This window comes from Corallococcus caeni (assembly GCF_036245865.1).
In the GTDB taxonomy this organism is placed as follows: Bacteria; Myxococcota; Myxococcia; order Myxococcales; family Myxococcaceae; genus Corallococcus; species Corallococcus caeni.
The window spans coordinates 200,043-225,782 of sequence record NZ_BTTW01000004.1; the positions used below are offsets into that span (position 1 = coordinate 200,043).

Genomic DNA, 25,740 nt, shown 5'->3' on the forward strand with positions numbered 1-25,740 from the left:
GCAACAGGGCCTGACATCGCCGCGAGCTTCGCGCGGCAGTCCCGAGGCATGAGAACCCGAGAGGCATTGGGACCTACGGCCTGGTGTTGCGCTCGCGCAGCGCCTTGCACGGGTCGTCTTCCGGCACCGCGGGCGTGAACCAGACGTAGTCGTAGGGCAGGGCGGAGGCGTCCGCCGCGGCCGCGTAGTCCTGGGGCTTCAGCGCCTCCGGCGACACCTCCAGCAGCGCCACGCTCAGCACCGGGACGTCCTTCGCGCGGCGCTCCAGGTGCGCGGGGACGGCCCGGTCCTTGCGCACGTGGCCGTTGCCGGTGATGAGCACCGCGCCGTCCGCGGGCACGGTCTCCAGCAGCCGGTCCGCCATCATCGCGTCGCGCGCCCGCTGGGCCAGCGCCATGGGCTCCAGCATCTCCCGAGGGAGCTGTCCGCAGTGCGAGCGGTCCAGCTCCTCGCGCACCGCCTCCGCCTCCGCCTCGGGCACGGGCGCCTCCAGCCCCAGGCGCGAGCGCAGGTCGGAAGGCAGCGCCTCCGGTCCCTTCATCACCAGCGCCCGCACCTGCGCGCGGGGGAGGTTGGCGGCGACGATGGGCAGGTGCGCCTGGAGGCCCGCGGTGAACACGGGTTCGTAGAGGCTGAAGGCGGGCCAGCCGCTGTTCGCCCAGTCCACCGCCTTCGCCAGGCCCTCCGCGTCCTCCGGCCGGGCCTTCAGCGCCGCGTCCACGGCGGGCTGCTGCGTGACGTCCAGCATCTCGAAGGCGAGCGCGGGGCGCTGGCCCGCGTCCGTCTTCGCGCGCACCAGCTCCGCCTGGAGCCGGTGGTGGTCCGGGTGGTCATGCCGTTCACCGATGAGCACGAAGCGCGCGGGCACCACCGCCGCGCGCAGGGCGCTCTCGTCCACGAAGCGGCCCGCCGCCACGTCCCAGATGCGCCCCACCAGCGGGTGATCGCGGTGCAGCGTCGTGGCCCACTCGCGCGCGGCGGTGGGGGAGGGCTGCTGGCGGCTGGCGCAGCCCAGGGACAGCGCGAGGACGAGGATGAAAGGGATTCGCGTCATTCCGGCATCTCACCCGGCCCCTGTCGGCATTGCCCGCTGGAAAAGCCATCGCTTGCACTGCCGGACACGCCTGCTCCCATGAGGAAGCGGTGGGCAGGTTCGAGGAGCCCCCGCTGAGAAGCCCTGCTCGGTAGGCGACGGAATGCGCGGTCCTGTCGGATTCCAGCGTTGAAGTGGGGGGAACGGCTCGCTACGTCCACCCCAGGTCTTTTCATCCACGCGTCCCGCACCCACGAGCCTCTCCTGAGCCGTCCGACGAACGAACAGAACGCTCCGGAGCCGGTGGGAGACGCCGTGGCCGCGCCGTGTCCCGAAGGATGGCTGGCCGTGTTGCGCGGCGGCAGCGTGATGGGGCGGCTCATCCTGGAGCGGGACTGGTCCGGGACGCCGCTGGGCCCCATCACGTCGTGGCCGTCCACCCTGCGCACCCTCGTGAGCATGTGCCTGATGACGCGCTTCCCCATGTTCATCTACTGGGGACCGGAGCGCGTGCAGCTCTACAACGACGCGGGCATCCCCATCATGGGCGCCAAGCACCCGCACCACGCGCTGGGGCCGCTGCGCGACGTCTTCCCGGAGCTGTGGCCCCACCTGGGGCGCATGTTCGAAGACCTGGAGCGCACGCGGCAGGCGAACTGGGCGGAGAGCCAGTCGCTGCCCATCCTGCGCAACGGCTCCGCCGAGGAGGCCTACTTCACCTGGTCCTACACCCCGGTGCTGGACGACGACGGCGCGGTGGTGGGCTTCTACACGCCGGCCCTGGAGACGACGGGGCAGGTCCTGGGGCAGCGGCGCCTGCGCACGCTGCACCTCCTCTCCCAGCGCGCCAGCGGCGCGGGCTCCGTGGAGGAGGCGTGCCGGGCCGGCCTGGACGCCCTGGCGGAGAACCCCGCGGACCTGCCCTTCACCTGGCTCTACGTCACGGACGCGGAAGGGACGCGGGCCTCGCTCGTGGGCTCCACCGGCATGGGCGCCCGGGGCCCGGCGGTGCCCGCGTCCATCGACCTGCGCGCGCCGCGGGACGGAGGGCTCGCGGGAGCGCTCCTGGCTCCGGCGGCGGGCACGCGCCAGACGCCGTGGGTGGAGGACGTGAATGGGTGGCTCGCGGCGCCGCTGCCGTCAGACGTCGCGGAGCCGCCCCGGCCCGCCCTGGTGCTGCCGCTGCCGCACGCGGAAGGGGACCGCGACCTGGGCTTCCTGGTAGCGGGCCTGAGCCCGTTCCTGAACCCCGCGGGGGAATACAGGGGCTTCCTCGAGCTGGTGGCGGGGGCCCTGGCCACGGCCGCCTCCAGCGCTCGCGCGCGGCAGGAGGCCCAGGAGCGGATGGAGCAGCTCGCGGCCCTGGACCGGGCCAAGACGGCCTTCTTCAGCAACGTGAGCCACGAGTTCCGCACGCCCCTGACGCTGATGCTCGGGCCCGTGGAGGACGCGCTGTCGGACTCGGCGGAGCCCCTGGGGCCGCGGCAGGCCGAGCGGCTGTCCCTGGTGCAGCGCAACGCCAGCCGGCTGCTCAAGCTGGTCAACACGCTGCTCGACTTCACCCGCACGGAGGCCGGACGCGTGCGCGCGGCCTTCCAGCCCACGGACCTGTCCGCCTTCACCGCGGAGCTGGTGAGCCACTTCGAGTCCATCGCGAAGCGCGCCGGGCTGGTCCTCACGGTGGACCTGGCGCCCCTGCCGGAAGCGGTGTGGGTGGACCGCGAGATGTGGGAGAAGGTTGTCTTCAACCTGCTCTCCAACGCGATGAAGTTCACCTTCGAGGGAGGCGTCCACGTCCGGCTGGTCCAGGACGCGGGCCGCGCGCGGCTGACGGTCCGGGACACCGGCAATGGCATCCCAGCCTCGGAGCTGCCGCACATCTTCGAGCGGTTCCACCGCGTGGAGAACGCCCGGTCGCGCAGCCACGAGGGCAGCGGCATCGGGCTGAGCCTCGTGCAGGAGCTGACGAAGCTGCACGGCGGCTCCGTGGGCGTGACGAGCGAGCCCGGCAGCGGAGCGACCTTCAGCGTCGCGGTGCCCCTGGGCCACCACCACCTGCCGCGCGAACAGGTGGTCCCCGAGGGCAAGGAGGCCCTGCGCTCCAGCGCGGAGAGCGTCTCCCCCTTCGTCGAGGAGATCCGCGGGTGGCTGCGCACGCCTCCCCCGCCCGTCGCGCCGGAGCCCGGACCGCAGGGCCCGCGGGGGGCCGCGCCGCCGCTGCTCCCGGACGCCTCCGCGCGGGTGCTGGTGGTGGACGACAACGCGGACCTGCGCACGTACATCACCGGGCTGCTGGCCGGGGTGGTGACGGTGGAGACGGCGGAGGACGGCATGGCCGCGCTCCAGGCCATCCGCGAGCATCCCCCCGACCTCGTGCTGAGCGACGTGATGATGCCGCGCCTGGGTGGGTTCGGGCTGCTGCGGGAGCTGCGCGCGGACCCCCGGCTGCGGGCCATCCCCTTCATCCTGCTGTCGGCGCGGGCAGGGGAGGAGGCGTCGGTGGAGGGGCTGGAGGCGGGCGCGGATGACTACCTGGTGAAGCCCTTCTCCGCGCGCGAGCTGTCCGCGCGGGTGCGCACCCAGCTGGAGATGGCGCGGGTGCGCCGGGACGTGGCGGCGCTGGCGGCGCGGGAGGTGGTGCTGGAGGAGGCGGTGCGCGCGCGGGACGACTTCCTGTCCGTCGCGAGCCACGAATTGAAGACGCCCCTGGCGGCGTTCCGGCTCCAGCTGGAACGGCTGGAGCGCGGTCTGGATGCGAACGCGCGAGCCGAGCTGCGCGAGCGCTTCCTCGACACCCGGCGGCAGGTGCAGCGGCTGGTCACCATCGTGGAGACGCTGCTGGACGTGTCGCAGCTCACCGCCGGCCCTCCGCTGCTGACGGTGGAGGACGAGGACTTCAGCGCGCTGGTGACGGACGTCGTGGCCCGGCAGCAGGAGGAGCTGACGCGGGCGGGGTGTGTCCTGACGCTGCGGAGCGAGGGGCCGGTGCCGGTCCGCCTGGACCGGGAGCGCCTGGCGCAGGTGGTGCGCAGCCTGCTGTCCAACGCGATGAAGTACGCGCCGGGCAAGCCGGTGGAGGTGCTCGTGGAGCAGGACGGCCCGCTCGCGCGCCTGACGGTGGTGGACCACGGCATGGGCGTGCGTCCGGAAGACCGGGAGCGCATCTGGCAGCGCTTCGAGCGCGCGGTGTCCGTGCGCAACTTCGGAGGCCTGGGCCTGGGGTTGTGGATCGCCCGGCAGGTGGTGGAGGCCCACGGAGGCAGCGTCGGCGTGTCCGAGACGCCAGGGGGCGGCGCCACCTTCACGGTGACATTGCCCCTGGACGGCCCGCGCTCGACGTCACCGTTCCTGCCGTCCATGTCAAACCCGTCTTGAGTTGCTGCTTCGGGTCTGTCTTTGCGCCGTTCATGAAGCAAGCAGGCCCGCGCTCCCCATGTGAGGGAGGCGGGCCTCATGTCTGGCATTGACTGCCCGAAGGACTACTTGGAATCCACCACCAGCACCATCCACCGGTCGGTGGCGTGGTCGATGCGCAGGTTGGCGGCACCGGCCTCCTGGAGCTGCTGCACCACGCGCTCCAGGAACTGGAGCTGCTCCGCGGACGCGTCCACGAACACGTTGCGCGCGCCCGGGCCCTTCGCCTTCGGCTTCTTCGCGGGCGCCGCACCGCTGTGCAGCTCCGGCGCCGCCGCGGCCTTCAGCAGCGTCCCCGCGTCCTCCGCCGTCACCTCGGACCGCTCGTCCTGCATGTCCACGTCCTGCTCCTCCTTGGGGGCGGCCGGAGCGGCGGGCTGCGACGCCAGCTCCTTCTTCGCCTGTTCGCGCAGCTCGTTGAACGTGCGCAGGTTGATGGTCGCGCCGAAGCGGTCCTTGAAGCTGTCCAGGGCGTCCTGGCGGCTCAGGTCGGGCTGGTTGCGGAAGAGGTCGAGCAGGAACGCGTGACGCTCCTGCGACTGCTCCTGGGAAGTCCTGGGCATGGCGGTGTGGCTCCGGCGGTGTGGCCGCGTGAAGAAAGGCGGCGCACCCTATACCCGAGCCCGCCCCCGGAGCGAAAGCCAGGGGCCCCTACCGCCCGCGAGGCCCCGGACGCGGCGTGCGGCCCGCGTTGTTGCGTCCCGACGGGCGCGGCTGCACCGGACGGGGCCACGCGTTCGTCGCCAGCCCCTCCTGTGGCTGGGGCTCGGCGCTCGCGGCGCGGCGCAGGCGCGCGGCCTCCGCGGCGGACTCCGGCGGCACCAGCGCGTTGGGCCCCCGGCCGATGAGGTCCTCCCGGCCCGCGAGCCGCAGCGCTTCCCGCGCCAGCGGCCAGTGCTCCGGGTTCCAGTAGAGCAAGAGCGCCTTCTGCAGCCGCTTCTCGCGCAGGCCCTTCGCCGTGTACACGGGCTCCATCTTCAGCGGGTCCAGGCCCGTGTAATACATGGCCGTGGCCACCGACATGGGCGTGGGGATGAAGTCCTGCACCTGGCGGGGGCGCTTGCCCTTCTCCTTCAGCCACTGCGCCAGCATCACCATGTCCTCCAGCGTGGACCCGGGGTGCCCGCTGATGAAGTAGGCGATGTCGTACTGCTCCTTGCCCGCGTCCTCGCTGGCGCACGCGAACATGTTCTGGAAGCGCTCGAAGCTCTCGATGCCGGGCTTCTTCATCTTCTCCAGCACGCGCGGCGACACGTGCTCCGGCGCCACGGACAGCTGGCCGCCCACGTGGTGCGCCGCCAGCTCCTTCACGTACTCCGGCGAACGCTCCGCCAGGTCGTACCGCACGCCGCTCGCGATGAAGACGTGCTTGATGCCCGGCTCCTCGCGCACCTGCTTCATCAGCGAGATGAGCGGCCCGTGGTCCGTCTGGAGGTTCTCGCACACGCCCGGGTGCACGCAGGACAGCTTGCGGCAGCGGCTCTCGATGTCCTCGCTCTTGCACTTGAGCTTGTACATGTTCGCCGTGGGGCCCCCCAGGTCGGTGATCGTCCCCCGGAAGTCCCCCATGCGCCGCACCTCGCGCACCTCGCGCAGCACGCTCTGCGCGGAGCGGCTCTGGATGACGCGCCCCTCGTGCTCCGTGATGGAGCAGAACGTGCAGCCGCCAAAGCACCCGCGCATCAGCACCACCGAGTGCTTCACCGTCTCGTAGGCGGGGATGGGCTCCTTGTACATGGGGTGCGGCACGCGGTTGAACTTGAGGTCATACAACTCGTCCATGGCCACCGTGGACGTGTCCCCGGGCTTCTGTCCGGCGCCGTCCTCCAGCGGCCGGGCGGGCGGGTTCATGTAGATGGCGCGGTTGCCGTGGCGCTGCGCGATGGCGCGCGCGTTGCCGGGGTTGGTCTCCAGCTGGAAGTCCCGGCTCATCACCGCGAAGGCGCGCGTGTCCGCCACCACCTCCTCGTAGGAGGGCAGCACCACCACCTTGTCGCGGTCCGCCGCGCGCTTCGCCGGGTCCGCCTCCAGGGCCTTCATCGCCGCGTCGTTGATGAGGCGCGCGGTGCCCCGGATGTCCGTGAGGTCCTCGATGCGCTCGCCCCGGTGGAGCCGGTCGGCGATCTCCCAGATGGGCCGCTCGCCCATGCCGAACACCAGCAGGTCCGCCTTGGCGTCGAAGAGGATGGAGCGGCGCACCTTCTCGCTCCAGTAGTCGAAGTGCGCGATGCGGCGCAGGCTGGCCTCGATGCCGCCCAGCACCACCGGCACGTCCGGGAAGGCCTCGCGGCAGCGCTGCGCGTAGACGATGGAGGCGCGGTCCGGCCGGCAGTTGGTGCGTCCGCCCGGGCTGTACTGGTCCTCGGAGCGGTTCTTCTTCTGGGCCGTCAGCCGGTTGAGCATCGAGTCCAGGTTGCCCGCCGCCACCCCGAAGAAGAGGCGCGGCGGCCCCAGCGCCTTGAAGGGCTCCGCCGAGTGCCAGTCCGGCTGGGGGATGAGCCCCACCTTGAAGCCCCGCCCCTCCAGGAAGCGGGCGATGAGCACCGGGCCGAAGGCCGGGTGGTCCACGTAGGCGTCGCCGCTCACGATGATGATGTCGCATTGCTCCCACCCCCGGGCCTGCATGTCGGCACGGGTCACGGGTAGGAACGGGTGGGCGTAGCGCGGGGAGATGGAGGCCATGGGCGTGCCCCTCAACAGCGGGGGAGGGCCCAACCAACCCCATCAGGGCGGGCGCTGTCCACTGCGACGGCCGCCCGCCCTCCTGCCCCCCGGGGGAACGGCAACCCGCCAGGCCGTCCAAACCCAGACGGTCCGTGCGCTGTTTCTCGACTCCTCGCAAAGGCAGACGACAGGGTCATTGGAGCTTCAATGGGGTGTCTGTGTATACCTGGACCTGGGTACAGCTTTGCCCGTATTGCTAGAATACTCCGTTCGTGGCAAAGACTGTTCACGGGCCCTGGCTGTCATTGTCTGGCGTCGGGTTCCGCCTTCCCCTCATCTGGCACCGCCCTGTCTTGGAGACAGTCATGTCCTTGCGCCGTCCGCTTTCGCTGTTCGCCTCCCTGTTGCTGCTGGGTGGCTGTGGTACCGAGTCCGCGGAGGAGGGCGCGGCCGTGGCCGAGGCCCGGTCGGCGTTGCACACGGGCATCGACCTGTCGGTGTCCGGGCTGGGCGTGACGTGCAACGACGGCACGGTGGCGACGGTGACGGGGGCGATCGTCAACGAGGCGCCGACGGGCATCGACCCGTCGGTGGCGGGCATCTACGCCGGGGACCCGGCCCAGGGCGGCACGCTGCTGGCGACGGTGAACGTGCCCTGGCTGGTGGGCAAGGAGCGCTACGCGTTCGAGGTCGCGGTGCAGGTGCCGGAGGGCGCGCAGCGGCTGTTCGTGGTCGCGGACCACGCGAACTTCTTCCCGGAGGACAGCGAGGAGAACAACACCGGGTCGGTGACGCTGGCGGCCGGTGGCGGCTGTCTGGTGAACCAGGCGCCGGTGGCGCTGTGCCAGAACGTGACCGTGACGGCGGACGCGTCGTGCGGCGCGACGGCGTCCATCGACAACGGCTCGTATGATCCGGACGGCTTCCCGCAGCCCTTGAGCCTCGCGTACAGCCCCGCGGGCGTGTACCCGGTGGGCACGACGCCGGTGACGCTCACGGTGTCGGACGGGATGGACTCGGCCTCGTGCTCCGCCACGGTGACGGTGGTGGACGCGACCGCGCCGGTGGCCGGGGCGAGCAAGAACCTGGTGCTGCCGCGCTCGCTGGGCGCGGACTACAAGACGGTGACGCTGGCGGACTGCGCGCAGCCGGCGGTGGACACCTGCGGCGGGACGCTGGACCTGCAGCAGGCGGGCTCCATCGTCCGCGTGGAGTCGGACGAGACCGAGGACGCGCTGTTCAGCCTGGCCCTCTTCAAGTGCAAGGACATCGTGCTGAGCGCGGACCGCAAGTCCGCGCAGCTGCGCGCGGAGTCCAGCCTGCTGGGCAACGGTCGCGTCTACACGGTGGTGTACTCGGTGGCGGACGCGTCCGGGAACGCGACCCTGGGCAGCTGCAAGGTGAAGGTGCCCAGCCTCCAGGGCGTCCTCTCCGTGGGCGTGGGTCCCGCGTACTGCCAGGGCACGGGTTGCCCGGCGGGCACGGGCGGCGGGCTGCTCTGCCCGCTGCTGTAGTCCCCGCGGGGCTTTTAAGCGGTGGATGACGGCCCGGGTCCGCGAGTGTGCGCGGCCCGGGCTTCACCGTGGGTGCAGGCGTGCGAGGGAGCCTGCGCGTGCGTTGACGGGGATCGACGCCTCCCCTAGCTTGGCCGGCTTCCCGGCAGCGCCACTTCCGAGGTGAGGAAGGGCCCGTGCCGCGAGCACCCCGTATGATGCGCAGGACGGACGAGGAGTCGGGTCAGGGGGAGGCGCCGCGGGACGAGCGTGCTCCGGATGGCCTCATGCCCGTGCTCCGCGTGGAGTACGACACCGACGTCCAGGCGGGCCAGTCCGCGCCCGTGCTCCGGGTCCGCTCGTCCTGGCCCCCGGTGGAGTCGGAGTCGGAGGACGCACCGCCCGCGCCGAAGCCGGCCCGGAGCGTGTCCCGGCCGAAGACGCTGACCTTCCGCGCGCTGGACTCCGCGGCGCTCGCGTCCATGCCGAACTCCCACCGCGTGAACCGCGCGCTGCCCGTGCGTCCGGCCGTTCCCGGTGACGAAGCCCCAGGTCCCGCACCGGAGCCCTCGGGCGCAGCACTGCCGGTCCGCCCACCGGAGCCGCCCGCGCCGAACCTCATCCGCGTGGATGATCCGGCCGACGCGCGTCCTCCCGAGGAAGCACCGGCCCGCGACGTCTCCGCCTCCGGCGACGTCACCCCCGCGGAGCGCGAGGCCATGCAGGCCGCCGTGTCCTCCGGGCGCCGCCGGGAGCAGTGGGTCGCCCCGACCTATCTCCCCGAAGACCTGCGCGACGCGCTGGTGGCCGAGCGCAGCCAGTACCGCGCGCAGCGGCTCCAGGAGGCCCGTGAGGTGGGCTTCGCCGGGCCCGGCGTGCTGGGACTCGTGCCCGTCCCCGCGTCGGATCCGGACTGGTCCGGTGGCTCGCTGCTCGGCTTCCTGGGCGAGGAGCTGGTCTTCGCCGGGAACATCGTCCATCTGGACTTCGAATCCGGCCGCGTCTTCGCCTCCTCCGACTCCGGCGAGGACCTGGACCGCCGCGTCCTCTCCTGCGAGCGCTGGTGCTACCGGCCCTACGACTTCGCGGAGGCCCTCTGCGCGGCGGCCTCCGCCTACGAGGACCGCGTCCCCGCCCTCACCACCGCGCTGTCACGCGCGAAGGGCGAGCTCCTCCCGTCCACGCCCTCGCCCCGCGACGCGGAGCTCATCCCCGTGGACCGGCTGTGGCGCCAGCCGTGGGGCAGCATCTGGGGGCCTCCCGGCACCGGTAAGACGACGGCCGTCGCGGACCTCATCGCCCGCGCCCTGCGCGCCTACCCCAACGAGCGCATCCTCGCGGTGGCCCCCACCAACCGCGCCGCGGACGAGCTGGTCATGCGCGTCAGCGCCTTGCTGGAGCGCGACCCCATCCCGCTCCGCCCCCTGGCCCGCAGCATCTTCCGGGGCGGCACCGGCGCCAGCGAGGCCCTCTCCAGGCTGCCCACCGTGGCGCTCGAGGAGACCAAGACGAGCAAGCTGCTCAACACCATCCAGGAGCGCGAGCGCGAGCTCACCCTGGAGCGCGCCCGGGGCGGCGCCGCGCCGGAGTTGGCCCGCATGCAGGCGGAGCTGCGCACGCTGCGCGGCCGCGTGAAGGACCCCACGTTCAAGGAGGCGGAGAAGGGCGACAGTCCCCTCATGGTGCTCACCGTGCACCGCGCCCTGCGGCTCGTGTCGGAGCTCGAGGGCGAGGAGACCTTCCAGCGGCTCGTCGTGGACGAGGCCGGCATGGTGACGCGCGCCGCGACCGCGCTGCTCGCCCCGCTGGCCAGACAGGTGACGCTCGCGGGGGACCCCAAGCAGATCGGCCCCGTGAGCCGCGCGGCGGAAGGGGCGGGGAAGGGCACCCAGCTGTGGCTTCGCGCCAGCGCCCTGTCCCACCTGGAGGACGCGGTGAAGGACGCGGAGCGCCCGGACGTGCTGCTCCTGCGCACCCAGCACCGCATGCACCCGGACATCGCCCGCGTGGTGAGCCACTTCTGCTACGGCGGCGCGCTGGAGGACGGCGACCTCGTGAAGGACCGGGCCCTGAAGCCCCCGCCCGTGCCCGCCTTCCCGGCCCGCGCGATGTGGCTGGTGCTGGACGGCCTGAGCCGCGACGACCGCCGCCTCACGCACGGCCGCGGGGAGACGGGCTCCGGCTACCAGCGCGAGCTGTCCGCGGAGCTCGCCGTGACGCTGGCCCGCCAGGCCGTGCGCCTGGGCCTCACCGTGCTGTGCGTGACGCCCTACCGCGCGCAGGCGGCGCTCCTGCGCAAGCTGGGCAACGCGGCGGGGCTGCGCCACGACATGTTCAGCGCCTCCACCATCCACCGCCAGCAGGGCACCCAGTACGACGTGGTGATGGTGGACACGGTGGCCGGCGGCCGGCCGTTCCCGCCGCACACGCTGGTGCCCATCCTCAACGTCGCCGCCAGCCGCGCGAAGGAGTACCTGCTGGTGCTCGCCTCGCGCGCGGAGGCCCGCGCCTCCCCGGTGCCCGCGCGCTTCCTGTCGCTGCTCCCCCGCGTGCGCGTCCACGCCGGCACGCCGCCGAAGCTGGAGCTGCTGGCCACCCAGCCGCGTCCCCCGCCGCCGCCTCCGCCGCCGCTGGTGCCCATGGGGCTGGGCGGAGAAATCGCGGGCGGCAAGGACACCGGACCCCTCTTCACGCAGGAGCAGGTGTCCCTCTTCGAGCGCCGCTTCGACGACGGCCACCACCTGGTGCGCGGCGTGGCCGGCAGCGGGAAGACGTACGTGCTGGCGCACTGGGCCGCGCGCTACCTGCTGGAGAACCCGCGCGCCCGGGTGCTGGTGTCCTTCTACAACCGCTCGCTCGCGCCGCTCGTGGACAAGCTGCTCCTGGAGGCGCTCACCGTGCGCGCGGGCCCGGAGCAGGCGCGGCCGCTGCGCGCCCAGGTGACGGTGAAGCACGTGGGCGCGCTCCGGCGCCTGGAGCCCCACGCCTTCGACGCCGTCTTCGTGGACGAGGCGCAGGACATGGACGCCAGGGGCCTGGCCTCCCTGCACGCGCTGGTGCGCCCCCGCGTGGACGCGCAAGGGCGCGAGTCGCGCTGCTTCCAGCTGTTCATGGACGACTCGCAGAACGTCTACGGCCAGGTGCCCATCGACCACCTGAAGGAGCAGCTCCCCGAAGGGCTGTCCTTCCGCGGCCGCACCCGCGTGCTCAAGGAGACCTTCCGCGCCACGCGCGACATCCTCGACGTGGCCTTCAACGTGGTGCTGGACCCCTTGCGCCAGCACCGCGTCACCGACCCCGGCATGCGCGAATACATGAAGGCCGGGGAGCTGGCCCGCGAGCGGCTCCTGTGGCTGCCGGAGGAGACGCTGGAGGGCCTCTACCGCGTGCAGTCCACCGAGCGCGGCGGCGTGCTGCCCCAGGTGAAGGACTTCGCCTCCAGCACCAGCGAGGCGCGCTGGGTGGCCAAGGAGATTGCCCGGCTCGTGCGCGAGGAGGGCGTCCACCCGGGGGACATCCTCGTGGTGGCGCCGGTGATGCCCGCGTCGTTCACGGACGCGCTGCGCAAGGCGGGCGTGCCCGCGGAGGCCTACGGCGGCAAGGGCGGACGGGACGCGGCGGACTTCCGGGTGAGCGGCGTGGACCACGTGCGCGCCACCACGGTGTTCTCCTGCAAGGGCCACGAGTGCCCCGTCGTCTTCTTCGCGGGACTGGAGGCGCTGGACTCCATCGAGGCGTGGATGGCCGGAGCGCGCCAGCGCAACGACCGCGAGAACGAACGCATCCGCCGCGCGATGTTCTACGTGGGGGCCACCCGCGCGATGAAGCGCCAGTACCTCACCGGCGTGCGGGGGGGCCGTTTCCTGCGGGTGGCCGCGTCCTACGTGGAGACGCTGTCCGGCCACCGCCCGCCAGCGCCCTGAAGCGGGGCGCCAGGGGACTTGTTACATCCGCCAGCCGGTGACGCCCGCGCTCTTGCCGAACGCCGGCTGCCCGTACACCTCACGGAAGCGCGCGCGCAGCAGGTCGAACGTCTGCTGGAGATCCGGCGCCGCGGCGCGCGAATCCGGCAGCTGCCCGCCCATCCGCGCGAAGCAGCGGCTCATGGCGCCATCCAGCCACTGCGTCACGGACGCGGTGTCCTGGTCCTGGAGCCGCTCGAACACGGACAGGGCCCGCTCCAGCGTCTCGCCCACCAGCTCCGTGGAGTCGACCGCGCTCCCTGCGCAGAGCTTCGCGGCCCGAACCTCCAGGGCCGGACGATGCTTGCGAACAAACTCCCCGAAGGCATGCAGATTCACGGTGACCATTCTTAACCCTTCGCCCCCACGCTGTCAGAACGCTGGACGCGAAAATCCTTGGCTTTCGGACACCACAAAGCGTGTCGGTGGAAAAGGGTGGTGGGATGAATCATGTATCACTCTCCGTTCTGGCAGGCGAGCCACCGGGGGCATCAGCGCCTGCCCATGGGTCGTGCGGGCCACCCGGTGGGCGCGGGCAGACCCAGGGGGGCGGCGTTGTTCTCCGGCGCGTCTTGAGAAGGAAGGCAGGGGCCATGCGCCGCACGGTGGAGCTGACGGACATTGGAGGGAATGACGAGGGGCCTCGCGTCCTCCTATTGCCGGGACTGGGCGCCCGTGGATCAGGCTTTCGCGAGCTCGCCCTGTGGCTGACGGACGTCGCGCGCCCTGTCCTGGTCGAGTACCCGGAGGGCGAGCATGCGGCGTGCGGCGCGCGGGCCCTGGCGGAGCAGGTGCTGCGCGTCACGGGGCCCTCGGACGCGGTGGTGGCCAGCTCCTTTGGCGGCATGGTAGCGGCGCACCTGGCAGCGGGCGGTGCGACGCGCGGCGTCGCGTTCCTGGGCGCGTTCACGCGCACGGCGCAGGTGGGGCCTCGTGGGCGGCTCATCGCGATGATGGGGCCCATCGCGGTGCTGGGGCGTCCTGGCCGCGTCGCGGCGTCGCTGGCGGCGTGGCGGCCGGTGCCCTCCGCGCAGGTGGCGGACGTGGTGCCCACCACGGCGCTGGAGCGCGTGACGACGCTGCGGCGCGCGTTCGCCATCCACGCGGAGCCGCCGCCGCCGGACTTGCGGCCGCTGAAGGTGTCGTGCCTGTGCATCCAGGGGGACCGCGACGTGCTGGTGCCGCCGTCGTCGCTGGAGCGGCTGGCCGCGTCGCTGCCGGAAGGCACGCCCCGGCACCTGCTGCGCGGAGCGGGACACGTGCCCTATTTCTCGCACCCGGAGGAGTGCGCGCGGCTGCTCACGCCGTGGCTCCAGGCGCTCGCGCCCGCGGGGCTCGCGGCGCTCGCGGCCTCGGAGGTGGGCTCCGCGGCTTGACAGGGCGCGCGCGGCCAACGGATCCAACGGCCCGGCGGGGGGGTGTACGGACGCGGGCGCGGGAAGTAGTTTCGCCTACGCCGATGTCGACCCGTCCTCTTCGCGCGCTCCTCTTCCTGGCGTTCCTGTCCACGGTGGCCCGGGCCGCGCCGCAACCCGCTGCCGGGCTGACCGCCTCGCCCGTGCTGCCCACCGCTCCGGCCCAGGCCGCCGCTCCGGCGCCCGCGCCCCGCCGCACCGTGCTGCTCCTGGGCGACAGCCTCATCGCCACGGGCTTCGGCGAGTACCTCCAGAACCAGCTCGCCGCGCACCCGCGGATCCGCTGCGAGCGCCGCGCGAAGTCGTCCACCGGCCTCGCGCGCCCGGACTTCTTCGACTGGCTGGAGGTCGGTCAGCAGGAGGTGCGGCAGCACCAGCCGGACGTCGTGGTGGTCATCCTGGGCGGCAACGACGGGCAGGCCCTGCACACGCGGCAGGGGCGCGCCACCGTCGCCTGGGGCAAGCCGGACTGGCAGGGGGAGTACCGCCAGCGGCTGACGGACTTCGTGACCGCCATCTCCGCGCCGGGCCGCAAGATCGTCTGGCTGGAGCTGCCCGCCACGGGCCTCCACCGCTTCGAGCAGAAGCTCACGCTGATCCGCGACCTGCAGCGCGAGGTCGTCGCCGGACGCGAGGACGCCGTGCACCTGGAGACGCGGCCCTTCTTCACCGACGCGCGCGGCAAGGCGCTGAAGCAGGCTCGTGTGGAGGGCTTCCGCAAGCCCATGCGCCTGCGCATGACGGACGGCGTCCACTTCACCGTGGCCGGCGGGCGCTACTTCGCGAACAAGGTGTACCCGGAGGTGCTGGGCGCGCTGGGCCTGGAGACCCCGGAGCCCGCGGAACAGCACACCTCGCGCCCCGCCGCCCCGCCGGTGAAGACGGCGCTGCAGGCCTCGGCTCCGGCCGCCCCGGTAGTGCCTCCGGCCGCCCCGTAGTCCCGCGCGCGCTCAGGAGTGGCGCGGCCAGGAGTCCTCGCTGCCCGCGTCCGGACGCAGCCTGCGCACGGCGCGCAGGAGCAGCTCCTCGTCGCGCGGGTTGGCCAGGAAGCCACGCGCCTCCAGCTTCCGCGCCCGGTCGAAGCCCTCGTCGTCGGACGTCCCGTGCACGATGAGCGCGGCCCCGATGTGGACCTCGCCCGCCAGCAGCCCCTCCATGGCCTGGAGGGGGGCGAGCACCACGTCGTTCTCACCCGTGTGCAGCACCTCCAGCGGCGTGGCGACGCGTGAGGTGATGCCGTTGCGCGCCAGCGTGCGGGAGATGAGCACCGCGGTGACGGGCGGCCAGCCGTAGAGCATCAGCGGCGGGCTGGGCACGGCCGGCCGGCGCGGCTGGGGCGCGGGGCCCTCCGTCTCGCGGATGCCGTAGAGGGCGCTGAGCGCGCGGGACAGGGCGCTGTCGGAGGCCAGGTGCGGCTCCACGCGCGCCTTGCCGGACACGGCCCGCACGTCATCCACCGCGTCCAGCGACAGCGGGGCGGGCACGGCCAGGTGGAGCACCTCGCGGTCCTCGCGCGTCTCCAGCCCCAGCGGCACGACGCCGTACTGCCGGGCGATGCGCGCGGGCACCAGCGCGGTCAGGGAGCGGTCGAGCGGGTGCCGGTCCAGGTCCACGGCGTCCACGTCGAACTGCACGGCCAGCCCGCGCAGCACGTCCGCCTCCGTGCACACGCCCTCGCTCACCAGGGCGCGCCCCAGGGGGACGTGGACCTCGTGGTGGTGCACCAGCCCCAACCGGAGCTGGCCCTTGTCGAGCACTCCCAGCTCCAGGAGGATCTCCCCCAGCGGGCGTCTGGATCCGATTTCCATGCCCACTCAACGTGGCAACCCGCTCCGCGCGCGACGACGGTCGGCCAGGGGCCCGTCCGCCCGCCTGCCCTCAAGACGCGTGAAGGGGGAACAGCGCTTCGTAGGCCTCCGGCTTGAAGCCCACGGTGACGGCGTCCTTCGTGACGAGCACGGGCCGCTTCACCAGCTTCCCGTCCTTCGCGAGCCACTCCATCAGCTCCGCGTCGGAGGCCGCGTCGACCTGCGCCTTCCCGAGCGCGCGGTAGCTCTGGCCGCTGGTGTTGAGCCACTTGCGCACGGACACGCCGCTCTTCGGGATCCACTGGCGCAGCTCCGCCACGGTGGGGGGCTGGTCCACGATGGGGCGCACCCGGTGGGAGACGCCCCGCGCCTCCAGCCACTTCAAGGCCTTCCGGCAGGTGTCACAGCCGGCGTACGCCAGCACGAGGAGGTCGTCGGACATGCGCGGGCTTCTACCAGACCGCGCTCGCGAACAGTCAGCCGGGTGCCTGTGTCCCCGCCCGGAGGGCAGGCGGGCCGGCGTGCTCCGCCACCTGCCCCATGGGGCGGTGAAGCGCATCCTTCCCGAAGCCATCCCATTCCGTGGAAGGAGACGCATGGAGGGCACGCGCGCCGAACCCATCCCCACGCTGGAGGAGCCGCTGGAGGTGCCAGCGAAGCGCCGGCGGGGCTGGTGGATTCCAGGGGTGTTGATGCTCGTCGCGCTCCTGGCGTTCATCCTCACGCGGCACTCGGAGGAGCAGCACTTCCTGGAGCTGGTGCGGGAGGCCCGGCCCGCGTGGCTGCTGGTGGCCGCCGCGTGCCAGGTGGGCACCTACCTGTGCGTGTCCGGCATCTGGTGGGTGGTCCTGCACCGGGCGCGAGTCAAGACGTCGCTCTGGTCGCTGGCGCGGCTGTCGCTGATGAAGCTCGCGTTCGACCAGGTGATTCCCACCGGCGGGGTGGGCGGGTCGCTGCTCGTCGGACGCGGGCTGCGCCGCAAGGGCGCCAGCCCCGGGACCGCCGCGGGCGCGGTGCTGCTCACGGTGCTGTGCTTCTACGTCGCGCAGGCGCTGGGCGTGGGCGTGAGCCTCTTCTTGCTCTGGCGCAGGTCCGAGCTGAACGAGTGGATCCAATGGCTCGTCACCGCCTTCGGCGTGGTGGCGCTCATCATCCCCCTGGCCATCCTCTGGGCCACGCGGCACCGCGAGTGGACGCCGGGCCGCTTCGCCCGGCGCATCCCGGCGCTGGGCGCCATGCTCAAGGCCATCGCGGAGGTGCCGCCCGGCATGCTGCTCAACCCCGGCCTGCTCGCGCGCGGCGTCGTCCTTCAACTGGGCGTCTACGTGCTGGACGCGGCCACGCTGGGCGCCATGTTGCGCGCGATGGGGCAGGACGTCCCGCTGAGCACCGTGTTCGTCAGCTTCATGGTGGCCTCCATGGCGGAGACGGTGTCCATCATCCCCGGCGGCGTGGGCACCTACGAGGCCGCGTCCGTGGGCATGCTCAACCTCTTCGGCGTCCCGGTGGAGGCCGCGCTCGCGGGCACCCTGCTGCTGCGCGGCTTCACCCTGTGGCTGCCCCTGCTCCCCGGCCTGTACCTGCTGCGCCACACCTTCCGCAGCCCCGCGCCCGGAGGGCAGGCAGGCTGACAGCACCGGAAAGTCGAGGAAGGCCGTAGCGCATCACCGAAGCTTCCCGTCGCCGCCCGTCTTGCGCGATGGTTCGCTCCGCGTGGACGACACCGGTATCGGAGAAGAAGCACCCATGAACCTGGGCCCGGCGCTGTTCCTCCATCCCGGCGTGAAGGTGCGGCCGTGCGAGTGGGGGATGGGCGTCTTCACCGACGACTTCATCGCGGCGGGAGAGCTCATCGAGGAGTGTCACTACCTCAAGGTCCCGCAGCGCCAGTGCCGGGGCGAACCACTCGACGACTATGTTTTCGAGATCCGCTGGCACCGCCACGAGGAGCCTCGCAAGGGTGACTGGGTCGCGCTCGTGATGGGCTACGGGATGATCTACAATCACGCGAGCGACCCCAACGCGTCCTATAGCCGAGCCGAGGACCGCGATGTGTTCCGTTATCACGCACTGCGGGACATCCACCCCGGGGAGCAGATCTTCATCAGCTACGGGGAGAACTGGTGGAAGGCGCGGGGTGAGGAGGTCCCGCCCTGAGTCGCTCCGCACCGTGTGCGCACCTGACAGGTGCGTTCGCACTTCCTGCTCCGTGAGGACGGCTTCTTCGTCGGGGCAGTTTGAAATGCCGGGAAATGAAATCCCCTCTGTGCGCGTGGGGGGCAACCAGTACAATGCCGTCCGCCTGTGCGCCGGTCTTCTGTCAGGCCGCGCGGGTGCGAGGAATGCCAGACATCATGCCATTGCGTCGTTTCTACCTGTCCTCCGCTCTCGTGCTGTCCGCCGCGGCCTGCACCGGCAACATCGGTGGGCAGGACGCGGCACCTGAAAGCGCGGCGGCGCCCGCGCGCGTGCGCCGGCTGACGCGCGACGAGTACAACAAGTCCGCCTCCGCGGTGCTGGGCACGCCCGTCGACGTCGCCCAGGGCTTCGCGGCCGAGGACACCATCCTCGGCTTCTCCACCCACGAGCGGCTGCAGGTGACGTCGCTCTTGGCGGATCAGATCGACACCGCCGCGGTGACGCTGGCGGAGCAGGGCAAGTCACAGCTGAGTGACTTCTACGCGTGCCCCTCCGGCAGGACGCAGGATGAGTGCGCGCGGTCCTTCATCCAGCGCGTGGGAGAGCGCGCCTTCCGCCGGCCGGTGACGGCGGAGGAGGAGACGGACCTCCTGGCCCTCTTCAACCAGGGCAAGCAGGGCGGGACCATGGAGACGGGCGCGGAGCTGGTGCTCCAGGCCCTCTTCTCCTCCGCGTCGTTCCTGTACCGCACGGAGCTGGGCCCGGACACCGCGCGCAAGGGCCAGGTCGTGGAGCTGACCCCCTACGAGGTCGCCTCCGAGCTGTCCTTCATGATCACCGGCGGTCCGCCGGACGCCACGCTGCTGTCCGCCGCCAAGGCCGGCACGCTGTCGTCCCCCGACGAGCGCGAGGCGCAGGCGCGCCGGCTGCTCAAGACGCCGGCCGCGCAGCTGAAGCTGCGCCAGTTCTTCATCGAGTGGCTGGGGCTGGGCGGCCTGGCCAAGGTGAACAAGAACAACCTCGTGTACCCGGACTACAGCGTGGACTTCCGCGACTCCATGGTCCGCGAGCGCGACGCGTTCATCGACTCCGTGGTGAAGGACCACGCGGGCTCCGTGGAGGAGCTGCTGGGCGCCAACTACTCCTTCGTGGACGAGACGCTGGCGAACTTCTACGGCGGCCTGGAGCGCACCAACGTGGACGACGACACCGGCCTGGGCCGCGTGACGCTGCCCCCGGAGCGCCAGGGCATCCTCACCCAGGCGGGCGTGATGTCCACGTACGCCCACTTCGACTCGTCCTCGCCCATCAAGCGCGGCAAGTTCGTGCTCACGCGCATGCTGTGCCGCACGGTGCCCGCGCCGCCGGCGAACGTGTCCACCATCCCCCCGGCCCTGTCGGAGAACGCCACCACCCGCGAGCGCTTCGCGGCGCACACCAACAACCCGAACTGCGCCGGCTGCCACAAGATCATCGACCCCATGGGCTTCGGCATGGAGGACTTCGACGGCCTGGGCCAGCACCGCACGGAGGAGAACGGCAAGCGGGTGGACGCCAGCGGCGCGGTGATGGCCGCGGACGGCACCACCAACCTGGGCAGCTTCACCGGCGGCGCGCAGCTGGCGCGCTACCTGACGAAGAGCGAGGAGCTGGCCAACTGCGTGCCGCTCCAGTTCGTGCGCTACGCCATGGGGCGTGACCAGCACGCGTCGGACGCGGAGCTGCTCGCCGCCATGCGTTCGGGCCCCTACCGCACGGACCACCTGAAAATCACCGAAGCGCTGGTCAGCCTGGTGCGCTCGGCTTCCTTCACGCAGCGGCGTCTGCCCACCCGTTGAGCTTTGACTTCCATGCCCCGCGACTTCTCCCGACGCAGCCTCCTGAAGCTCCTGTCCGGCACGGCCATGGCGGCGCCCTTCGCGCACCTGCTCACCAGCTCCGTGGCCGAAGCGGCCGACGCCGCCCCCCTGCGCTTCATCGCCCTGTTCACCCCCCATGGCTTCCTGCCGGAGTACTGGACGCCCAAGGGCAGTGACACGGGCTTCAACATCGACTTCGAGAACTCCGTCCTCCAGCCGCTCCAGCGCCACCGCGACAAGCTGCTGGTGCTGGACGGCCTGGACTACCGCGTCCTCTACGAGCACGGCCGCACCGGCCACGAGGGCGGCCCCGTCACCTTCCTCACCGGCAGCGAGGTGGAGGTGTCCAGCGGTGACGAGCTGCCGTCCGGCCCGTCCCTGGACCAGGTGATTGGCAACGCGGTGGGCGGCGCCACCCAGTTCCGCTCGCTGCAGCTGCACGCCTTCGAGCAGTTCGGCGCCCAGCACGTCTACAACAGCATCTCCTTCACGGAGAACGGCTCGCGCGTGCCGTTCGAGCTGAACCCCGCCAACGTCTACAAGCGCCTCTTCGGCAGCCTGGGCGGCTCTCCCGCGGAGGCGCAGGCCATCCTGTCCAAGCGCAAGAGCCTCTTGGACTACCTCATCAAGGACGCCACCCGGCTGAAGTCCCGGCTGGCGGCCACGGAGGGCACCAAGCTGGACACGCACCTGGCGGCGCTGCGCGACATCGAGCGGCGCCTCACCAACACCGGGGCGCTCAACTGCGCCCGGCCGGACGCGCCCTCCGACGCGCTGAGCGACCTGGGCGACATCAACAACATGCCCGGCCTCACCGAGCTGCACATGGACCTCATCGCCCGCGCGTTCGCGTGTGATTTGACGCGCGTGGTGACCATGACCATCCCCGGGCCGTCCATGCCGTGGATTGGCATCGACGAGGACATCCACAACGACATCGCCCACCGCACGGACACGCAGGGCGAGCCGGCGCGCACCCAGATCCGCCTGCGCATGGTGCAGGTGCAGCGGTGGTACGCCGAACAGGTGGCGCGCCTCATGGACAGCCTGAAGGCCATCCCGGAGGGCAGCGGCACGGTGCTCGACAACACCCTCATCCTGTGGGGGAACGAGCTGGGGGACGCCGCCGGCCACATGAACGTGTCCATCCCCACGGTGCTGGCGGGCGGCGCGGGCGGGAAGTTCCGCATGGGCCGCATGCTGTCCCTGCGCCCCGGCAAGGACCCGCTGGGCTCGTGGCCCGGCCCGGGCAGCCCGCTGCCGGGCGCGGTGGAGCACAACAAGCTGCTCACCTCCATTGCCCAGGCCTTCGGCGTGAACGTGGATCGCTTCGGCCACCCGGACTACACGGGCACGCTGCCCGGCCTCACCTGAGCTCCACCCGGGCTTGAAAAGACAACGGGAGCGGACCCCAGGGGCCCGCTCCCGTTTTCATTTCAGGGACGACACGGAGGGGACTACCCGCCGAGCGCGCCGTTGATGAGGGGCGCGAGGATGCTCATGCCCGCGTCTTCCTTGTTGTAGTTGTTGGCCGGCTCGTAGATGCGCACGCGCTGGTTGCCGTTGATGAAGCGGTCCAGGAAGACGTCCATGGGGACGAACTCGCTGTGGCAGGCCCAGGACTGCCACGGGCTGGAGACGTACTCGTACCAGTACTTCTTCTCCATCCGCTGGCAGGCGTGCGCGCCCACGAAGGTGATGATGGTGCTGCAGTGGCTGGCGTTGATGTCGCGCTGGTGCGGGATGAAGTAGCTGAAGTTGTTGTACTTCTTCAGCTCGTTCACGAACGCGTCCTGGTCCACCTTCCAGTACGCGTGGACGGACGCCTCGTCGTTGGGCGTCTTGAAGCGCTCATACGAATAGCGCGAGTAGTTGTAGTCCATCGTGTAGCCCGTGTACGCGAGCTGATCGTTCGGGAACTCCGTGGCCACCATGCGGTTGATGGTGCCCATGTCGCTGATGCTGAAGCTGGCCGGCAGCAGGCTGAACACGGAGTCCAGGTTCCACGACGAGCGGATCTTGTCGTGCAGCGGGCGCGACAGGGAGTTCGCGTTCGGCGCCATGAAGATGGGGCCGGAGTCGTTGATCATGTACCCCTTGGCCGGGTTGATGGCCTTGCGGATGAAGTAGTAGCCGGCGGAGGTGGACGTGCCGCCCGCGCTGTAGCCCGTGACGAGCAGCTTCTGCACGCTGGGGAACTGCTGCTTGGCGTAGTTCGCCGCGGCAATCGTGTTGGTATAGCCGGAGTGGTACCAGGTCAGCGGCGCCTGGCCGCCGGTGGTGTCCACGTACGTCTTGGCGTTGTTGCCGATGTGCACGTCGCCCGTGCAGTACGGCATGTAGACGATGTTCCAGCCCTTCGTGACGATGTCCTTGCGGTCGCGGAAGGGCAGGCCCGGGTCCGCCCCGTTGACGATGGGCGACACGTACTTGGCCGTGAACTGCGTCATGTAGTCGTCGGAGATGCCGTTGGGGTTCGCCGCGCCCAGGATGCCCAGGCGGCCGCTACAGGAATCGTAGTCCCAGCACGCGCCGCCACCTTCCATCATGAACAGCAGGTTGGGCGAACCCGTGCGGTGCACGAAGAACTTGTATTGCGAACCGTTGCCGCACTTCGTGCCGGGCAGCGTCACCTTCTCCCAGGCGTAGTTGTTTCCGCCGTCCACCAGGACGTCGACGATGCCTTCCACCAGCACCTCGGCGCGCGCGGCGCCCACGGGGGCAGTGAGGGCCAGAAGGCTCATCCAGAGAAGACTTCTCATGCGGCTTCCTCCAAAGGGGGAGTGAATGGGGTTGCGGCCGCGAATGATACGTTTTTGGTTATCAGCCGGAAGCAGGGAAACTTCGCTACCGGTGAAAATAGTGAATTCCAGGTTGGGTGCAGCATTCCGTGGAAGAAGACTGCGATTGCCGCTTCGCGTCAGTCAGGGGTTGAGAAATGACGCGCAATGCCATGTCTTAAATGTATCAATTGCGCAGCGCGTCGATGGCGCCGCCTGACGTGGGTTGCGGCGGCCGCGGGCCGCGCGGTATGGCCTTGGCATGAGCACGCACGCGCGATGGAAGCTGCCCCTGGGCACTGCGGGAGTCCTGGTCCTGGCGGTGGGGGCGTGGCTTGTCTTTGGCGGACAGGCGCCGGAGGACGGCGCTCCGGCCGTGGCGCCCCCCGCGGCCCAGGCCTCCGCGCCGCCTCCGCCGGTGTTCGCGTCCACGCCCGCGGTGCCCCGCGCGAAGGACGGCGGGCTGGACCTGGTGGGCGCGGCGACGGCCCAGGTGCAGGCGGCGCCGGAGGAGGAGGCCGGCCCCTACCCGGTGGACCTGGAGGCGCTGCGCGCGAAGCTGCCGGGCAACCTGTACTGGGAGAATGATGTGCCCACGAAGGACCCGGAGGAGCTGCGCCGCCGCGACGCGGTGAAGGCGAAGTGGAACGCGCTCTACGGCAAGGTGCTGGCCAACGAGGCCACGGAGGAGGAGGTGCACCAGTACTACGAGCACCGCCGCCAGGTGTCCGAGGACGCCATCGCCTTCGCCACCACGGTGCTCCAGGACTACGGCGACAAGCTGCCCTCGGAGCACCGGGGCCTCTTGGAGTTGAGCGTGAACATGCACCGCACGCGGCTGGCGGAGCTCCCGCGCCAGGAGTCGGACGCGCTGGCGCGCCGGGAGGCCCACGCCCAGCGGCAGAAGGAGTGGCGGACGGGCGGCGGCCGTCAGCCCTGAGCCGTCCGCCCCTACGCTGAGCCGTCCGCGCCGGGGAAGGTCCGGATGAGCGGCGAGCGCACGGCGGAGGAGGCCACCCACAGCTGGTGGGAGGAGCGGGTGACGGCGACGTGCAGCCTGCGGCGGGCCTCGTCGTCCGCGGGGTAGGCGCGCGCGGTGACGTCCGGCAGGACGACGTAGTCGAACTCCAGGCCCTTCACGTTGTCCACGTCCGTCACGTCCACGCCGGGCTCGAAGGAGAAGTCCCCCTCCAGCACCAGCCGCGCCCAGGGCATCTCCTTGATGACGCGGTGGAAGGACTGGGCGGCCTCGCGGCTGCTGGCGATGACGCCCACGGACGCGTGCGGCTCGCGCAGCACCAGGTCGCGCAGGGCGTCCCCCAGGAAGAGCCACGCCTGGGCCTCGTCGGGGAAGTGGTGGAAGCCCACCGGTGCGCCCTCGCGGCCGGCCCTGGCGGCGTTGGCCGGGGACTGGGTGCCCAGCACGTGCTGCGCCAATTCCACCACCGGGCGCGGGCAGCGGTAGGACACCTGGAGCCGGCAAGTGGCCGCGTCGCGGATGCCCAGCTCCTCCAGGGCCGCGTCCCAGCCGGCGAAGCCCGCCGTCGTCTGTTGCACCTCGTCCCCCGCGAGCGTGCAGCTGCGGCTGTCGCCGAGCAGCTGGCTGACGACGAAGAGCTCGAAGAGGGAGAAGTCCTCCGCCTCGTCCAGCACCACGTGCGCCAGCCGCTCCGCGCCCAGCGCGCCCCGCTGCGCCTTGAGGAACATGAGGATGGGCAGGTCGTCCGCGTCCACCGTGCCCGCGAGCGCGTCGGGCGTGTCCGCTTCGATGGCGCGCCCGTCCACGGTGACGAGGCTGTCCGCGTCGTAGCCCTTGTACTGGCGCGCCAGCGGCGTGGCGGTCTGCTGCTTCGTGTGCTCCAGCACCTCCGCCACCACGGTGCGCGGCAACTCGCCCTTCGCGTCCGCCACCACGGCCTCCAGGAAGGCGCGGTCCAGGTACGCGTCCGCCAGCTTGAGGCGCAGCCGGTCCAGCGTGGGCGGCAGGGCCTTGCCCTTGAACACGGGCACGCGGCCCGCCAGCGCGCGGCGCAGGGCGGGGTGGCGCTTGAAGCGCGTCACGAGCGCGGGCGTCTCCGGGGAGAGCTTGATGCCCGGCAGGCTGAAGGCGGAGCGCGCGGTGGCCAGCGACCAGGACTCCAGCGTCTCCACGGACACCTTGCCCAGGCCCAGCGGCTCGAGCAGCCGGCGCGTGAGCCGGGCCAGGCCCGCTTCCGGGACGACGACCTTGGTGCGCGCCTGCGGGAAGGTCTTCGCGTCGTCGAAGACGACCTTGGCCAGCCGGTGCAGCGCCACCGTCGTCTTGCCGCTGCCCGCGCTGCCCAGCACCAGCAGGGGCTGCTCCGGGCCGGTGCTGACGGCCGCGTACTGCTCCGCGTCCAGGAGCGCCGTCACGCCGAAGGCGTCCTCCACGTGCGTGGCGCCCCGGCCCACGCCCAGGAAGCCCGGCCGCGCGGCGGTGCCGCTGCCGCCCGCGAGCACGGAGGCCGCGTCGCGCCCGCGCGAGTGCCAGCGGCCCTGGGCGTCGCGCTGGAGCAGGTGCGGGCCGGTGCTGATGCGGGTGAGGACGCCCTTCTCGATGATGACCAGCCGGCGCGCCTCCACCTCGCCCTCGGAGAGCCGGTCGCCGAAATACTCCTCGAACGCGTCGCCCTCCTCGTAGTTGTAGAAGACGCGCGCGACGGGGGCGAACCTCCAGTCGATGACGCGCACCCCGGCGGCGAGGTTGGCGAAGCTGGTGCGGCCGAGCAGGTAGTCGCGCGCGCCCGTGGGGCCGGACAGCCGCAGGTGCGCGAAGTATGGCGCGTTCGCGTCCGGCAGCGGCACGGTCTCCTGCCGCTCCAGCATGGAGCGCACCTCGTTCATCTGGGTGAAGACGTGCGGCAGGTCCGCGGCGTGCGCCGTGGTGGCGTCGTCGCGCAGCACCGCCAGCTGGGCCATCAGCCCCTGGGTGTCCAGCGTGCGCTCCGCGGCCTGGCGGCGCGCTTCGGAGAGCGCCTGCTGGACGCGGGACAGCAGGGCTTCTTCCTCGGCGATGAGCGCGAGCGCCTCGGGCGACAGCTCCTGGCCGGCCATGATGTCTTTCCTTTCCGCCCGTGGGCGTGGGTGGCCGTGCAAGGTGAACGCTGGTCCCCGCTGGGTCAACCCGTTGGATTTTCGGGCCGTCTTGCTAA

General features: G+C 71.6%; 18 protein-coding genes. 10 read left to right on the top strand and 8 right to left on the bottom strand.

The annotated features are described in order from the left end of the window. Positions 1-73: 73 nt before the first annotated feature. Positions 74-1,054, bottom strand: a complete 981-nt coding sequence (locus tag AABA78_RS19110; protein ID WP_338264466.1) for a ChaN family lipoprotein — start codon at positions 1,052-1,054, stop codon at positions 74-76. 294 nt (positions 1,055-1,348) lie between these two features. Here AABA78_RS19110 and AABA78_RS19115 point away from each other — a divergent pair, with 294 nt between their 5' ends. Beyond that, a complete protein-coding gene (locus tag AABA78_RS19115; protein ID WP_338264468.1) occupies positions 1,349-4,408 on the top strand; it encodes a hybrid sensor histidine kinase/response regulator in 3,060 nt (1,019 codons plus the stop codon). Between the two features lie 104 nt (positions 4,409-4,512). On the opposite strand, the gene AABA78_RS19120 is transcribed toward AABA78_RS19115, so the two are convergent. Both AABA78_RS19120 and AABA78_RS19125 read right to left on the bottom strand, forming a co-directional pair. Further along, positions 4,513-5,010 (bottom strand): hypothetical protein, encoded by a 498-nt coding sequence (locus AABA78_RS19120; RefSeq protein ID WP_338264470.1) that lies wholly within the window; start codon positions 5,008-5,010, stop codon positions 4,513-4,515. An 88-nt stretch (positions 5,011-5,098) separates the two neighbouring features. Then, positions 5,099-7,129, bottom strand: coding sequence for a YgiQ family radical SAM protein (locus tag AABA78_RS19125; protein WP_338264471.1), 2,031 nt, complete (start codon positions 7,127-7,129; stop codon positions 5,099-5,101). Between the two features lie 347 nt (positions 7,130-7,476). Between AABA78_RS19125 and AABA78_RS19130 the strand changes: the two genes are divergently transcribed. Together AABA78_RS19130 and AABA78_RS19135 are read left to right on the top strand one after the other, a co-directional pair. Further along, positions 7,477-8,625, top strand: a complete 1,149-nt coding sequence (locus tag AABA78_RS19130; RefSeq protein ID WP_338264473.1) for a hypothetical protein — start codon at positions 7,477-7,479, stop codon at positions 8,623-8,625. Between the two features lie 194 nt (positions 8,626-8,819). Next, entirely contained in the window at positions 8,820-12,527 is a 3,708-nt protein-coding gene (locus AABA78_RS19135) for an AAA family ATPase (protein WP_338264475.1), read from the top strand. 21 nt (positions 12,528-12,548) lie between these two features. On the opposite strand, the gene AABA78_RS19140 is transcribed toward AABA78_RS19135, so the two are convergent. Then, entirely contained in the window at positions 12,549-12,914 is a 366-nt protein-coding gene (locus AABA78_RS19140; RefSeq protein ID WP_207055503.1) for an RNA polymerase sigma factor, read from the bottom strand. A gap of 245 nt (positions 12,915-13,159) precedes the next feature. Here AABA78_RS19140 and AABA78_RS19145 point away from each other — a divergent pair, with 245 nt between their 5' ends. Together AABA78_RS19145 and AABA78_RS19150 are read left to right on the top strand one after the other, a co-directional pair. Next, positions 13,160-13,942: an alpha/beta fold hydrolase gene (locus tag AABA78_RS19145; protein ID WP_338264478.1), complete on the top strand. Its 783-nt coding sequence runs from the start codon at positions 13,160-13,162 to the stop codon at positions 13,940-13,942. A gap of 83 nt (positions 13,943-14,025) precedes the next feature. After that, on the top strand, positions 14,026-14,919 hold the full coding sequence (locus AABA78_RS19150) for an SGNH/GDSL hydrolase family protein (RefSeq protein WP_338264480.1): 894 nt from the start codon (positions 14,026-14,028) through the stop codon (positions 14,917-14,919). A 12-nt stretch (positions 14,920-14,931) separates the two neighbouring features. Here AABA78_RS19150 and AABA78_RS19155 read toward each other — a convergent pair whose 3' ends face one another. Together AABA78_RS19155 and AABA78_RS19160 are read right to left on the bottom strand one after the other, a co-directional pair. Continuing rightward, positions 14,932-15,789, bottom strand: coding sequence for a GspE/PulE/PilB domain-containing protein (locus tag AABA78_RS19155; RefSeq protein WP_338264482.1), 858 nt, complete (start codon positions 15,787-15,789; stop codon positions 14,932-14,934). Positions 15,790-15,859: 70 nt separating this feature from the next. Continuing rightward, the gene (locus tag AABA78_RS19160; RefSeq protein WP_171413244.1) at positions 15,860-16,231 is read right to left on the bottom strand and encodes a Spx/MgsR family RNA polymerase-binding regulatory protein; all 372 of its coding nucleotides are present in this window, start codon (positions 16,229-16,231) and stop codon (positions 15,860-15,862) included. A 154-nt stretch (positions 16,232-16,385) separates the two neighbouring features. Here AABA78_RS19160 and AABA78_RS19165 point away from each other — a divergent pair, with 154 nt between their 5' ends. From AABA78_RS19165 to AABA78_RS19180, 4 genes are all read left to right on the top strand, one after another. Beyond that, positions 16,386-17,420: a lysylphosphatidylglycerol synthase transmembrane domain-containing protein gene (locus AABA78_RS19165; RefSeq protein ID WP_338264484.1), complete on the top strand. Its 1,035-nt coding sequence runs from the start codon at positions 16,386-16,388 to the stop codon at positions 17,418-17,420. Positions 17,421-17,535: 115 nt separating this feature from the next. Then, positions 17,536-17,946, top strand: coding sequence for an SET domain-containing protein (locus tag AABA78_RS19170; RefSeq protein WP_171413246.1), 411 nt, complete (start codon positions 17,536-17,538; stop codon positions 17,944-17,946). 197 nt (positions 17,947-18,143) lie between these two features. Further along, positions 18,144-19,766 (top strand): DUF1592 domain-containing protein, encoded by a 1,623-nt coding sequence (locus AABA78_RS19175; RefSeq protein WP_338264487.1) that lies wholly within the window; start codon positions 18,144-18,146, stop codon positions 19,764-19,766. A gap of 12 nt (positions 19,767-19,778) precedes the next feature. Continuing rightward, positions 19,779-21,161 carry a DUF1552 domain-containing protein gene (locus AABA78_RS19180; protein ID WP_338264489.1) on the top strand — a complete coding sequence of 461 codons (1,383 nt, stop codon included), beginning with the start codon at positions 19,779-19,781 and terminating at the stop codon, positions 21,159-21,161. 83 nt (positions 21,162-21,244) lie between these two features. On the opposite strand, the gene AABA78_RS19185 is transcribed toward AABA78_RS19180, so the two are convergent. Further along, a complete protein-coding gene (locus AABA78_RS19185; RefSeq protein WP_370469472.1) occupies positions 21,245-22,531 on the bottom strand; it encodes a pectin acetylesterase-family hydrolase in 1,287 nt (428 codons plus the stop codon). A gap of 298 nt (positions 22,532-22,829) precedes the next feature. Between AABA78_RS19185 and AABA78_RS19190 the strand changes: the two genes are divergently transcribed. Next, a complete protein-coding gene (locus AABA78_RS19190) occupies positions 22,830-23,507 on the top strand; it encodes a hypothetical protein (protein ID WP_338264493.1) in 678 nt (225 codons plus the stop codon). 11 nt (positions 23,508-23,518) lie between these two features. Here AABA78_RS19190 and AABA78_RS19195 read toward each other — a convergent pair whose 3' ends face one another. Beyond that, the gene (locus tag AABA78_RS19195) at positions 23,519-25,642 is read right to left on the bottom strand and encodes an ATP-binding domain-containing protein (protein WP_338264495.1); all 2,124 of its coding nucleotides are present in this window, start codon (positions 25,640-25,642) and stop codon (positions 23,519-23,521) included. Between the last annotated feature and the right edge of the window lie 98 nt (positions 25,643-25,740).

Coding starts and splice junctions, on each gene's coding strand:
- AABA78_RS19110 (WP_338264466.1), bottom strand. CDS start 1,054: ATGACGCGAATCCCTTTCATCCTCGTCCTCGCGCTGTCCCTGGGCTGC.
- AABA78_RS19195 (WP_338264495.1), bottom strand. CDS start 25,642: ATGGCCGGCCAGGAGCTGTCGCCCGAGGCGCTCGCGCTCATCGCCGAG.
- AABA78_RS19170 (WP_171413246.1), top strand. CDS start 17,536: ATGAACCTGGGCCCGGCGCTGTTCCTCCATCCCGGCGTGAAGGTGCGG.
- AABA78_RS19165 (WP_338264484.1), top strand. CDS start 16,386: ATGGAGGGCACGCGCGCCGAACCCATCCCCACGCTGGAGGAGCCGCTG.
- AABA78_RS19155 (WP_338264482.1), bottom strand. CDS start 15,789: ATGGAAATCGGATCCAGACGCCCGCTGGGGGAGATCCTCCTGGAGCTG.
- AABA78_RS19160 (WP_171413244.1), bottom strand. CDS start 16,231: ATGTCCGACGACCTCCTCGTGCTGGCGTACGCCGGCTGTGACACCTGC.
- AABA78_RS19145 (WP_338264478.1), top strand. CDS start 13,160: ATGCGCCGCACGGTGGAGCTGACGGACATTGGAGGGAATGACGAGGGG.
- AABA78_RS19140 (WP_207055503.1), bottom strand. CDS start 12,914: ATGGTCACCGTGAATCTGCATGCCTTCGGGGAGTTTGTTCGCAAGCAT.
- AABA78_RS19185 (WP_370469472.1), bottom strand. CDS start 22,531: ATGAGCCTTCTGGCCCTCACTGCCCCCGTGGGCGCCGCGCGCGCCGAG.
- AABA78_RS19130 (WP_338264473.1), top strand. CDS start 7,477: ATGTCCTTGCGCCGTCCGCTTTCGCTGTTCGCCTCCCTGTTGCTGCTG.
- AABA78_RS19190 (WP_338264493.1), top strand. CDS start 22,830: ATGAGCACGCACGCGCGATGGAAGCTGCCCCTGGGCACTGCGGGAGTC.
- AABA78_RS19120 (WP_338264470.1), bottom strand. CDS start 5,010: ATGCCCAGGACTTCCCAGGAGCAGTCGCAGGAGCGTCACGCGTTCCTG.
- AABA78_RS19175 (WP_338264487.1), top strand. CDS start 18,144: ATGCCATTGCGTCGTTTCTACCTGTCCTCCGCTCTCGTGCTGTCCGCC.
- AABA78_RS19125 (WP_338264471.1), bottom strand. CDS start 7,129: ATGGCCTCCATCTCCCCGCGCTACGCCCACCCGTTCCTACCCGTGACC.
- AABA78_RS19180 (WP_338264489.1), top strand. CDS start 19,779: ATGCCCCGCGACTTCTCCCGACGCAGCCTCCTGAAGCTCCTGTCCGGC.
- AABA78_RS19150 (WP_338264480.1), top strand. CDS start 14,026: ATGTCGACCCGTCCTCTTCGCGCGCTCCTCTTCCTGGCGTTCCTGTCC.
- AABA78_RS19135 (WP_338264475.1), top strand. CDS start 8,820: ATGATGCGCAGGACGGACGAGGAGTCGGGTCAGGGGGAGGCGCCGCGG.